Origin of the sequence: Paraburkholderia strydomiana, assembly GCF_031456815.1 — a bacterium.
Lineage (GTDB): Bacteria > Pseudomonadota > Gammaproteobacteria > Burkholderiales > Burkholderiaceae > Paraburkholderia > Paraburkholderia caledonica.
On the sequence record NZ_JAVDVL010000010.1, the window covers coordinates 182578 to 194734 of the forward strand.

The 12157-nt window shown below is 62.4% G+C and carries 12 protein-coding genes; 2 read left to right on the plus strand and 10 right to left on the minus strand.

Going from position 1 to position 12157, the window contains the following annotated elements:
* Positions 1 to 62: 62 nt before the first annotated feature.
* Both uraH and J2W46_RS24925 read left to right on the plus strand, forming a co-directional pair.
* Complete coding sequence (gene uraH / locus J2W46_RS24920) at positions 63 to 416, plus strand: hydroxyisourate hydrolase (protein ID WP_020070174.1); 354 nt, start codon at positions 63 to 65, stop codon at positions 414 to 416.
* Positions 417 to 601: 185 nt separating this feature from the next.
* The gene (locus J2W46_RS24925; protein WP_087753202.1) at positions 602 to 1795 is read left to right on the plus strand and encodes a urate hydroxylase PuuD; all 1194 of its coding nucleotides are present in this window, start codon (positions 602 to 604) and stop codon (positions 1793 to 1795) included.
* A gap of 366 nt (positions 1796 to 2161) precedes the next feature.
* On the opposite strand, the gene J2W46_RS24930 is transcribed toward J2W46_RS24925, so the two are convergent.
* The 10 genes from J2W46_RS24930 to J2W46_RS24975 form a co-directional block, all read right to left on the minus strand.
* Positions 2162 to 2674 (minus strand): ureidoglycolate lyase, encoded by a 513-nt coding sequence (locus J2W46_RS24930; protein ID WP_020070172.1) that lies wholly within the window; start codon positions 2672 to 2674, stop codon positions 2162 to 2164.
* Positions 2671 to 3684 (minus strand): allantoicase, encoded by a 1014-nt coding sequence (gene alc, locus J2W46_RS24935; protein WP_020070171.1) that lies wholly within the window; start codon positions 3682 to 3684, stop codon positions 2671 to 2673. Before alc ends, J2W46_RS24930 begins: the two co-directional genes overlap by 4 nt.
* A gap of 130 nt (positions 3685 to 3814) precedes the next feature.
* Entirely contained in the window at positions 3815 to 4336 is a 522-nt protein-coding gene (uraD, locus tag J2W46_RS24940; RefSeq protein WP_020070170.1) for a 2-oxo-4-hydroxy-4-carboxy-5-ureidoimidazoline decarboxylase, read from the minus strand.
* Entirely contained in the window at positions 4333 to 5283 is a 951-nt protein-coding gene (gene puuE, locus J2W46_RS24945) for an allantoinase PuuE (protein WP_020070169.1), read from the minus strand. The genes uraD and puuE overlap by 4 nt, the downstream gene beginning before the upstream one ends.
* Positions 5284 to 5476: 193 nt before the next feature.
* On the minus strand, positions 5477 to 6304 hold the full coding sequence (locus J2W46_RS24950; RefSeq protein ID WP_088176994.1) for an aspartate/glutamate racemase family protein: 828 nt from the start codon (positions 6302 to 6304) through the stop codon (positions 5477 to 5479).
* Positions 6305 to 6395: 91 nt separating this feature from the next.
* Complete coding sequence (locus J2W46_RS24955) at positions 6396 to 7877, minus strand: NCS1 family nucleobase:cation symporter-1 (protein ID WP_087753206.1); 1482 nt, start codon at positions 7875 to 7877, stop codon at positions 6396 to 6398.
* Between the two features lie 354 nt (positions 7878 to 8231).
* Complete coding sequence (locus J2W46_RS24960; protein WP_310357115.1) at positions 8232 to 9044, minus strand: GntR family transcriptional regulator; 813 nt, start codon at positions 9042 to 9044, stop codon at positions 8232 to 8234.
* A gap of 310 nt (positions 9045 to 9354) precedes the next feature.
* Positions 9355 to 10281 (minus strand): muramoyltetrapeptide carboxypeptidase, encoded by a 927-nt coding sequence (ldcA, locus tag J2W46_RS24965; RefSeq protein WP_310357117.1) that lies wholly within the window; start codon positions 10279 to 10281, stop codon positions 9355 to 9357.
* Between the two features lie 49 nt (positions 10282 to 10330).
* Positions 10331 to 11014, minus strand: coding sequence for a tRNA adenosine(34) deaminase TadA (tadA, locus tag J2W46_RS24970; RefSeq protein WP_310357119.1), 684 nt, complete (start codon positions 11012 to 11014; stop codon positions 10331 to 10333).
* Between the two features lie 83 nt (positions 11015 to 11097).
* A complete protein-coding gene (locus tag J2W46_RS24975; protein WP_310357268.1) occupies positions 11098 to 11529 on the minus strand; it encodes a DnaJ family domain-containing protein in 432 nt (143 codons plus the stop codon).
* Between the last annotated feature and the right edge of the window lie 628 nt (positions 11530 to 12157).

Genomic DNA, 12157 nt, shown 5'->3' on the forward strand with positions numbered 1-12157 from the left:
CCGCAAACGTATCTGGATCGGGCTGCCGCCGAAACCTCGCAAACACACAAGGAAAATTGCGAATGGGAAAGCTCACTACCCATGTGCTCGACACCGCGAACGGTCGTCCCGGCGCCGGCATCAAGGTCGAACTCTTCGCGCTCACGGGCGACACGCGCCGTGCGCTGAAAACCACCATCACCAACGACGACGGCCGCTGCGACGAACCGTTGCTGCAAGGCGACGCGCTCGTTGCAGGCGAGTACGAACTGGTGTTCGCCGCCGGCGACTACTTCGCTTCGATCGGTACCAAGGTACCTGAGCCGCGTTTCGTGGATCGCGTCGTGTTGCGCTTCGGCGTCGCCGACGCCGCTGCGCACTATCACGTGCCGTTGCTCGTGTCGCCGTGGTCTTACAGCACGTATCGCGGCAGCTGACAGGTATCGCCGAACGGCGCCGCTCAATAACCCCTAACAACAACGACGTCGTGCGAACTGAGCGCACCGCGTCTTTCACCCCGCAGTCCGCGTGGTGACGCTCTGCCCGCCCTCGTCTATCGGCCGGGCGCAAAAAGGCGTCGAACGTCGCCGCGTGTACAACGAATCAGAAGTGGAGGAGTTTCATGGAAGGCTTTATCACCGACTGGTTGAATCTTGCGATTCGCTGGTTCCACGTCGTCGCCGCAATTGCATGGATCGGCGAGTCGTTCTATTTCGTCGCACTCGACAACAGCCTGAAGCCGCCGCACGACCCGAACCAGCGCAAGCGCGGCGTGTTCGGCGAACTGTGGCACGTACACGGCGGCGGCTTCTACAACATGCAGAAGTACACTGTCGCGCCGCCTGAAATGCCCGACGACCTGCACTGGTCGAAGTGGCCGTCTTACACCACGTGGCTGTCGGGCTTCGGTCTCTTCACCGTGCTGTATCTGTTTTCTCCGTCCACGTATCTGATCGACAAGAACGTGCTCGATATGGGACCGGTGGTTGCCGTCGCGTCGGCACTCGGCTTTCTGGCTGCCGGCTGGATCGTGTACGACTCGTTGTGCCGCATTCTCGGCAACAAGGACAAAGTACTCGGCATCTGCGTCGGCGTGTACGTGCTGATCGCGGCCTGGCTCGCGTGTCACATCTTCGCGGGACGCGCGGCGTATCTGATCATGGGCGCGATGCTCGCGACGATCATGTCGGCCAACGTGTTCTTCGTGATCATCCCCGGCCAGCGCAAGATGGTCGACGCGATGCTCAAGGGCGACACGCCGAACCCGATCTACGGCAAGCGCGGCAAACAGCGCTCGGTGCACAACACGTATTTCACGTTGCCGGTGGTGTTCGCGATGCTGTCGAACCACTACGCGATGACCTACACGCATCCGTACAACTGGGCGGTGCTCGTTGTCATCATGCTGGCCGGCGCGCTGATCCGTCAGTTCTTCGTCATGCGTCATCGCGGCCAGGTGCTGTGGTATCTGCCGCTCGCCGGCATTGCACTGATGTTCGGCGCGCTCTTCTGGACCATGCCGAAGCCGATGGTGCCGCAAGCCCAGGCGGCCAACGCGCCGACGCTGAAAGTGGCCGACATTGCGCCTGTGCTGCAACAGCGCTGCGTGGCATGTCACTCCGCGCATCCGACGATGATGGGCAGCGCCCCCGCCGGCGTGCTGCTCGATACCCCGGATGAAATCTCGCAGAACGCACAGCGGATCTATCAACAGGCAGTGACGCTGAAGGCGATGCCGCTTGGTAACGTAACCCACATGACCGACGACGAACGGATGAAGATCGCTGCCTGGTTCCAGGGTGGCGCGGCGAAATAGTCGAACTCTGGCCTTTGCTGGGCCGGGTGTAGTCGAGCGTCACGAAGCGGGCTTTTCGCGGAAGCGGGAAGCCCGCTTTTTATTGGCGGGTTCTTATCTCTTTGCTGGTTGCCGTTCGCCGGGATCAAGTGCGCATGGATAGCGGGCTCGCCTGCCCCGCTGAGGTGTGCGTCGGTTAGTGCGGCAGGAGAGCGTCATACTTTTCGGCCTTGCACTCGTCCCGCGCGCGCAGGCGGGACGTACATGCAGGGACGCACTTCGCCAGGATACGCATGCACGCACGCTGGCATTGCAAACAAAAAGCCCACGACATTGCTGCCGTGGGCTTTCTGAACATCGGCGGGTCCTCACGCCGAAGCATGAACCTTAAACCGTCACCGCGCTCAACGCGTCTTCGGTCAGCCAGAGCGACTCCGTCAGATCCTGCTCGTTCAGATTCAGGCCCTCCCCGCCACGATCCACGACAATGAAGTCGCTCACGTCGCCCAACGCAATCAGCGGATGGTGCCACACGCCCTTCGCGTAGTTGACGCCTTGCCAGCCGCTCGTGACGAAGGCGCGGATTTTCGATTCGTCGAGCTCGCCGGCCGGCGCGACCACCACCAGATACGGCTTGTCGTTCAGCGGCACGAACGCCTGGCTGCCGAGCGGATGGCGTTCGAGCATCTTCACCTCGAACGGCAGCACGCGCGGCTGTCCACGAAACAGGTTCACGAGCGCGCGGCCGTTCTCGTCGGTCACGTCCACGTTGGCCAGATCGTGATAACGGATCGTCGTGCCGAGGTTGATCGGAATCTGCTTCGCGCCTTCGAGTTCGATCACATCGCCGAAGGCGGCGAACGATTCTTTCGTCAGCGGTTCGATTGCAAGCGTCTTCATGATGCGAGCGTGCCCCACAGGCGCAAACGCGACACGCCGCCGTCCGGAATGATGTTGAAGCGCACGTGTGTGACCGGCCCGAGCGCGGCGATCTCGCTTTCGAAATAATGCTGCTTGTCCATCTGCAGCTTCTGCTCGCCGAGCAGCACAGGCCAGAACATCGCTTGCGTGATCAGCGAACTGTCGGTGCCGCCGGTCACATATGCGGCCTGAATTGAGCAGCGGTCAGGATAATTGCCCTTGAAGTGTGCGGTGTCGACTTCGATCTTCGAAATGACGCCCGGTTGTGCAAGCGCGACGATCGCCCAATCGTTGCCGGGTTCGCGGCGGCGCCGCGTTTCCCAGCCGTCGCCCATGTTGACACCGCGGCCCGGCATCAGAATGGTCGATGCAGCGCCGAAGTGCTGATTATTCGCCGCGACCAGGTACGCACCGTTTTCCATCGCGGCGAGGTCGAACTGTTCCGTGCGGCTCGCGCCGGCCCAGTCGACTTGCGGCTGACCGTACACGCGCAGACGCGCGATGCCGCCGTCCGGGTAGATGTTCACGCGCAAGTGCGTATAGGCGTTTGCGTCGCTCACGTCGAGGTAGTGGTGGCTGTTGCCTTGCAAGGTAGTGGACGGAACGATCTCGGTCCATTGCGTCGACTGGTTGGGCACGCCGTCCACCACGCGCGCCGCTTCCACCGACGCCGCCGGCGGAAAGTTACCCGTGAAATGGCTCGTGTCGAGGTCGAGCCCCTTGATCACGCCGGGGCGCGCCAGCTTGACGATGCACCAGTCGTAGCCGCTCACGCGTTTGCGGCGCGTTTCCCAGCCGTCCATCCACTTGCCGTGTTCGTCGTATTTGCCCGGAATGAAGACGGCCGGCTCCGGGTTCAGCATGCGCTCCTTCGGGGCGAAGAAGTCGTCGCTGGCCTCGAGCGCCTGCGCGCCCAGGCGCGGGTCCGCCAGGTTCACGTAGCGGCGCGTGAATTCGGGTGCGTTGGGGTCGAGAATCGGGAGTGCCATCTGTGTCTTCCTTGATGTTTGTTAGTGCCAGAAATTTTCCGGCGAAGCCGCAGCGCAAAGCTGCAACGTAATGCCGAACCTTGAAGCGCGGCGGCGATCGTCAGTTCATTGCGCGTTCATTGCGCGTTCATCACGCGCCAATCAGGTCTTCCAGCCGGAAACGCGCGATACGGTAGATCTGATCGAGGCTCGCGCGTAGCTCGTCGGCGCGGCTATTGTTCACGCGCGCCTCGAAGTTCGCGATGATGCCGTGACGGTCGTAACCGCGCACCGCGAGAATGAACGGAAAGCCAAACTTCTCGCGATACGCGGCATTCAGCGCGAGCAGCTTGTCGAACTCTTCCTGCGTGCACTGCGAGAGACCGGCGCCGCTCTGCTCACGCGTCGATTCCGCCGTGAGTTCGCCGCGGACCGCGGCCTTGCCCGCCAGCTCCGGGTGCGCGTTGATCAGCGCGAGCTGCTTCTCTTCACCCGCCGTCTCGACGATCTTCGACATCTTGCGATGCAGTTCGTCGATGCTCGCAAACGGCCGCTCATGCGCCGCAATTTCCGCGACCCAGGGCGAGTGCTCGAAGATACCCGACAGAGCCGCGACGAACGCGTCGGTCGAAACGGTGTTGAGTTGGTCCAGTGTGTATTGCATCGCCTTCATGCCGCAGCCCCGCGGTTATGTTGCTGATAGGGATGATGTTCGCGCCAGTGCCGCGCGATATCGACGCGCCGGGTCACCCACACGCGATCGTGCTGCTCGATATGATCGAGAAAGCGCTGCAGCGCGCGAAAACGCCCGGGGCGTCCGAGCAGCCGGCAGTGCATGCCGATGGACAGCATCTTCGGCGCTTCGTCGCCTTCTTCGTAAAGCACGTCGAACGCGTCGCGCAGATACGTGAAGAAATGGTCTGCCGTGTTGAAGCCCTGCGGGCTCGCGAAGCGCATGTCGTTCGTGTCGAGCGTGTACGGCACGATCAGTTGAGGCACAGTCGTGCCGCCTGTCACTTCAACGTCCATCCAGAACGGCAGGTCGTCGCCGTAGTAGTCGGAGTCGTACAGAAAGCCGCCATATTCGGCGACCAGCCGATGCGTGTTGGGACTGTCGCGGCCCGTGTACCAGCCAAGCGGCCGCTCACCCGTGACACGTTCGATGGCTTGCATGCCGAGCCGCATATGCTCGGCTTCCTTTTCCGGCGATACGTCCTGATAGTGAATCCAGCGATAGCCGTGACACGCGATCTCATGACCGAGTTCGACGAATGCGCGCGCGAGTTCGGGATGCCGTTCAATCGCCATGCCGACGCCGAACACCGTAAGCGGCAACCCGCGCTTTTCGAATTCGCGAAGAATGCGCCATACGCCTGCACGCGAGCCATATTCGTAGATCGACTCCATGCTCATGTGACGCGCCGGATACGCCGCTGCGCCGACAATCTCCGACAGGAACTGCTCCGAGCCAGGATCGCCGTGCAGCACGCAGTTCTCACCGCCCTCCTCGTAATTGAGGACGAATTGCACTGCGACGCGCGCTCGCCCTGGCCAGTTCGCTTGCACCGGGTGGCGGCCGTAGCCGATCAGATCGCGTGGATAGTTGGGGTCGAGTGCCATGGTTTGACGAATGCGTGGTGACGATACGTTGTGCTGGCAAGGTGCGTTGTGAAAGCTGCCGGAGGCCGTGCTTCGAGTTACAGCGGCAAAAGCCGGGGCAGCGTCGGAAAGCACGTCGGGCAGCCCGCGCCGAGTTGGACCAGTGTAGCGAAAACGCCCGGGTGCGCCCATACACCCGGGCAGATAGTGCGTGTCAGACTGAATGTATGTGCGGCTCGGATTCGCTGGTGTTTACCCGCAGCGAATCTGCATTGACGACACGCGGCGGCGCAGGATTCGGATCCGACGCGCCAGGACTGAACGATTCGAGCGCGCCGTCATAGCGCTTGGGCAAGGGGCGTGCGTAGTCGCCGCGCTTGGCCGTCGAAAGACGTAGCGAGATCAGCGCCTCGGTCCATTTGACGGCTGCCGTCACGCCTTCGATCACCGGCGCGCCGAGCGCGTCCTCGATCTCCGCGCACAGCTCGGCCATGCCCGCGCAACCGAGCACGATTGCGTCGGAACCGTCCTCGGCAAGCGCACGCCGGCACTCGTCAAGGATGATGCGGCGCGCCGCCGAGCCGGGCTTGTCGAGGTCGAGCACCGCGACGTCGGTCGCCCGCACGTTGCGGCAGAAACGCCGCATGCCGTAGCGCTCGGCCAGATGCCACGCCATCCCGCAGGTGCGCGCGAGCGTCGTCACCACCGAGAAACCGGGTGCCAGCACGCTCGCCGCGTGCATGGCCGCCTCCGCGATGCCGATCACCGGTCCGCGTGCGAGCTCGCGTGCGGCGTACAGTCCCGGATCGCCGAAACAGGCGATTACATAGCCGTCGCAGTGCTCGCGCTCACCCGCCATCACTTCAGCGAGCAGACCGGGCGTGGCAAGGGCTTCATCGTAATAGCCTTCGATGGACGGCGGCCCCATCGTCGGACTGACCGCAATCACTTCGGTGCCCGGCGCGGCCACTTCGCGCGCGCAGCGGCCCATTGCGTCGGTCATGCGTTGGGTCGTGTTCGGGTTGATCAGTTTGATGCGCATCTTGTCTCCTTTTCGACTGCGATGACCGCGGCGCTGTCAGCGTCGGCCACCACCTGTCACTGCTGTCACAGCATGGCCCGCGTCTCGATGCTCAGCGAGCGAGCACGCGATAGAACAGTGCCCCGAGGCCCGCGCCAATGAACCATGAGAAATTCGCCATACCGTCGAGCGACGGCACCATCACACACAGCACCGCGATGACCGCAGCCGGCAGCAGTGCAGCAACCGCGCGGTAGTTCACGCCGTTGCGATACCAGTAAGTTCCCGTCGGCGCCACGGTGTACAGATCGTCGAGGACGATTTTCTGGCGCTTCACCAGGTAGTAATCGACGATCAGGATTCCGTACAAAGGTCCGATGAAGCTGCCGAGCACGTCGAGCGTGTAGTGAATCACTGCCGGGTTGTTGAACAGATTCCACGGCGTGATGAAGATCGAAGCGACTGCCGCGAGCATGCCGCCCGCACGCCAGCTGATGAGCTTCGGCGCCACGTTCGAGAAGTCGAAAGCCGGCGACACGAAATTCGCGACGATATTGATGCCGATGGTCGCAATCGTGAACGTCAGCGCGCCGAGAATCACTGCCGTCGGATAGTCGATGCGCCCCACCGTCTCCACCGGGTCCGTAATCAGTTGACCGAACACCGGCAGCGTCGCCGCAGTCGTGATCACCGTCACGAGCGAAAACGCCAGGAAGTTGACCGGCAGCCCCCAGAAATTGCCGCGCTGTACGCTGCGAAAGCTCTTGCCATAGCGCGAAAAGTCGCCGAAATTCAGCATCGGCCCGGAGAAGTACGAGACGACCAGCGAGGTCGCCGTGATCATCACCGGCAATACCTGCATGCCGTGATACTTGACGCCGCCCAGGTTGATGCCGATGTTGCGCCAGCCGGCCCGATACACCATGTAGCCGGCCAGAATGAACATCACGACATAAACGGCCGGACCCGCGAAGTCGATGAACTTCTTGATCGTCTCCATGCCGTGCCAGAAGACCAGTGCCTGCAGCACCCACAGCAACATGAAGCCGCACCAGCCGAGCGTAGACAGGCCCATGAAGCCGTGCCGATGAACGTCCGCATAGGGCAGCAATTGCGGGACAAACTTCAGCACGACGATCACCAGCGCGCTCGAGGCCAGGTACGTCTGAATGCCGTACCACGCGACCGCGATCAGACCGCGAATCACCGCGGGAACATTGGCGCCGAGCACACCGAAAGTCGCACGGCACGCAACCGGATACGGCACGCCGTTGGCCTGGCTCGGCTTCGCGATCATGTTGCACAACAGGTTGACGATCCCAATGCCCACCAGCAGCGCAATCAGCACTTGCCAGCTCGTCAACCCGAGGGCGAAGAGACTGCCGGCGAACACGTAACCGCCGACGCTGTGAACGTCCGACATCCAGAACGCAAAGATGTTGTAGGCGCCCCAGGTCTGGTGACGAAGCGGCGCCAGGTCCTTGTTGTATAACCGCTCGCTATAACCGGCCGGCATGGACACATCGCCGGTTGCGTCACCGTCTGCATAAGGGGGGATTGCGGGACTGCCGGGCGCTGCGCTGAACTGAGCCATGATTCCTCCTTGTGATGGAACCGTCGATTGCGAATCGAAGGGCATTGCATTGGCCATGCCAGTTGCGGCTCTGGCGTCTCGCTCGCGCTTCGCGTCGTTCTGGACGAACGAGGCTCGAGCCGCCGCCATGGCCACGCCGCGGTTGTCTCCGTACTGAAGTACTTGTGGTTATCGCATTGCCGCCCTTCCGCGGATGTCCGGCAATGCGTTACTGCATTCGGGGCCCGTCGCGCAGGCGACGGACGTGCGCGCGCAAGCCGGCAGCGCCCGCGCAGGGCCGCCTCGCAACGCTCGATCAATCCGTTCAGTTCAGTGCGGCGCGCACCAGCAACGGGCGCACGCTGGCCGCTTGCCTCAGCTTGGCGCGGACCTGGCTTTGAGTGATGCTTTCGATGATGCTTTCGGTGATGCTTTAGATGACTCTTTAGTTGACTCTTCAGGCGAGTCTTTAGATGACGCCTTGCCGGCGCCGTTAAGCGCGCCGAATACCTCGTGCAGATCGGCTGCGCCACGCGCGGGCCGCTCCAGCATCTTCAACTCGACGCTTTGCAAATGGCGCGACATGAGCGCCGCCGCCTCTTTTGCATCGCCGGCGTCGAGCGCGGCGAGAATCGCTTCATGGTCTTCGAACGAACACGGGCTTCGCCCCAATGACTCGTACAACGCTGAAATCAGCGTGGAGCGCGCCACGAGTCCGTTCAGGCAGTCGCACAGCACCGTGTTGCCGGTCAGCTGAGCGAGTTCCGTGTGAAACTCGCCGGACAGACGAATCCACGACGAAAAGTCGCGTGTTTCGAACGCCTTGCGTTCGCGGCCGATCATGCTGCCGATGCTCTTCAACCGCCGCATGCCATGTCCGCCGCAGATCTTTTCGACGACTGCCAACTCGATGATGCGGCGCATCTCGAACACCTCGTGCACCTCCTGAAGCGACGGGCTTGCCACAAACGCACCACGGTTCGGTTCGAGATCCACCAGATGATCGGTCGCGAGTTGCGCTAGCGCTTGCCGGATCGGCCCACGCTTCACACCGAACACTTCGCATAACTGCGCTTCGGTCAGCTTCGCGCCCGGCGCCAGCCGATGCTCGAGAATCGCGGCGCGAATGCGCTCGGCAATTGCTTCGGGCTTCGAACTATTTGCGTTGACTGATTCGGTGTCGGACATGATATGTGTCTCGGTATGAAGGTCATAATAGGATGGACATAAAGATTGTCAACAATTTTTGTTGGCATCATCGACAATCTTTGCGGCGGGGCTTGCGGCGACGACAGGCTGCCCGGCTGAAAGCCTTGCAGCGACTGGGGCAACTGGATTCGATATGACGATTGACGTCGCTGGCGCGGCGCATTTTGTCGACAAAATAGTCGAGCGCGGTGGTTTTCGGCCTTCACTGAAAAGCCGCAGTTGCCGACTTGGGCTACGCAAAGGACCGGCGAAAAGGCGGCCTCGCCTGCACCGCTTTGTTAGCGGTCGTTCAACGCAGACAGGGATAATCTGTCAGGGTCAGCTTGAAGCCGTTCGCATCTGCAACCAGGTGCGCGTCGGCACCCACAGGCAGCGTAAGCATGTCCGGCACGTGGCCGAACTGCAAGCCGGTGACGATCGGAATGCCGATCACCGACCGCATCTGATCGATCATGGCTTGCAGGTCATAGCCGTTGTCGTAGTCGTACGACTTGCCGCCCGAAAAATCGCCGAGCACGAGCGCCTGCTGCTCGCCGAGAATACCTGACAGGTGCAGTTGATAAAGCATCCGCTCAATGCGAAACGGCTGCTCGTTGACGTCCTCGACAAACAGCACCCCGCCCTGCACCGACGGAATATAAGGCGTGCCGACGAGCGACGTGAGCACCGCCAGATTGCCGCCCCAGAAGGTGCCCGATACGTCCACCGCGTGCGCTTGCGGCACGTTTTTCGCAATGGTTAGCGTCGGCTTTGTCAGCGCGGACCAGAAGTGCTGCATGGTGAAGTCGCTGACATGTTCGGCACCGAAGTCGCTCATGAGCATCGGGCCGCTGAACGTTTTCAAGCCGGCGCGCGCGAGCAGAGCAAGCTGAATAGCCGTGAAGTCGCTGTGGCCCACCAGCGCGACCGGCTCGCCGCTCAGACGACGTTGCAACCCATCGTAATCGAGGCCGTGCAGAATCCGCGCCGCGCCGTAACCGCCGCGCACGGCAAGGACGATGTCCGGCAACGCGCGGGAAGCATCCGCGAGCCGGTTCAAATCCGCCGCGCGCTCGCCGTCGGTGCCGCCAAAGCGTTGATAACGACGCCGCGTCGCGTCTACTCCTTCCACGCGATGCCCTTGTGCGCGCAGGCGCTGCAACGCGCGGTTGAGCACCTCCGCCTCTTGCGGATAGCCGGAAGGCGCAATCAGGTTGAAGGTACGGTGGACGCTCATCGATAGGCTCTGGTCTAAGTGTTCCGCGCGGTTTGGAGAGCGTTGCGATTCAGGGTGTGCCGGACGGGTCTATTTCCGGGACGACGGCTGCACGTGCCGCCGCGCGTGCTTCGCGGCTCGCACGCCGCCGCTCGGCAAAGAACGACTTCAGCGCAGCGCCGCATTCGCTTTCGAGCACGCCGCCGGTCACCTGAGTGTGATGATTCAACTGCGGGTTCGCGAATGCGTCGACGACGCTGCCGCATGCACCCGTTTTCGGATCGCGGGCACCGAACACCACGCGGGCAATGCGGGCGTGCATGATGGCACCTGCGCACATCAGGCAAGGTTCGAGGGTCACATACAGTTCGCAGCCCGGCAAGCGATAGTTCTGCGCGATCTTTGCCGCGGCACGCAACGCGACCATTTCCGCGTGCGCCGAAGGATCGTGCGCGCCAATCGGATGGTTGAAACCTTTCGCGATCACTTCGTCGCCAAGCACGAGCACTGCGCCGACGGGCACTTCACCAGCCGCCCGCGCTTCTTCGGCGGCAGCTTGCGCCAAGGCCATGAACCGGCGGTCGCGGTCAGAGACGGCGGGGTTGGCGGGCGGGTCGGCGGGTGGGTTGGCAGCGGCTGCGAGCGGCTCGGGGGGATCGGACGAGGCGATGGGCGCCGCGGCAGCGACGCCCGGCTCGCCATTTGCGAAGTCACCGGCGATGGTGACAACACCACCGACAGTAACAGGCGGCATTTCCGGCTCCTTTCCTGCCTCGATCCAGTCCAAGTTCGAGCCCAATTTCAAGCCCAAGGCCCCGCGGCCAACGACGGGCTCGCTCACTGTGTCCCCGAGCCGGCGACATTCGCGGGAGAGCCTTCCACCGCGGACATATCGCTGTTGGAAGCCCGCTCGGACAAGCGCTCCGCAATCCGGCGGCAATATTCGCGCGGCAGCACCAACGGGCCTCCACGTAACGACTCCAGCGCCATATGGAGTGCCAGCATGCGAGCCTGAAGACGGCAGCGCGTAGCCTGATCGCTCACGGCATTCAGTTCGGCCTGCAAGTCACGCAACGCGCGCAACTGCTCCATTGCGGGGGGCACAAACCCCGCGTTTTTCAAAATCCGGTTGGCGACGCGCACTTCTTCCGGGACCAGAGCATCGTCGTCCAGGGTGAGCGGCGCGCCTGCGCCCGGCAAATCGTCGAATTCGCCACGTGCGGCGGCGGCGGCAATACGCTGTTCGACTAACGCATCAAGCAATCTCATCTGCAATCCACTACGTTGCGGCCCAAGCATTCTATCAGGGAGCGCACGAGGGTTCCTTCCGCCGGATTCACCCGACCCGCCGGCTTTTCGGATTTTGCGTATTGGAGTCCTGGATGGATGCAAGCTAGGCTTCGACACTTTTTGCGAGTCGCGCTCGCGGCGTGCTTTGGCCGCCTGCTCGGTTCGCTTCGTTTGGCTACCTCGCTCACCTACTTCGCTTCTCTGTTTCCTGCTTTTTTTGCCACCGATCATGCAATTGCAAATGACACACTCACGCGTTGACAACGCAGCACGAATCACTGCCACAAGCACTGCCCCGCAGCCCGCAGTCCGGGCGTGCGCGGGCTGCGCTTCAGCGCTCGCGAGCCGCGCCCGCGTTGACAGGCGCTCATTCAAGACAACCCTACGCGGTGTATGTGTAGCCGCAGCGATGTCCGCCTTGCGTTCCGGCTGCGCAGTATTCTGCGCCGGAGCCGGCGGAAGCGGCGGTGGTTTCGGCGGCGTTTGCGCTACTGGTATGCGCTTCTAGACGCACGCCAGATCCCCACAAAATCTAAAGCCACAGATCACGCGTCGCTGCCCACCCTCCTTTCATGTTCCTCTTCACGACCAACTAATCGTCGCGCCA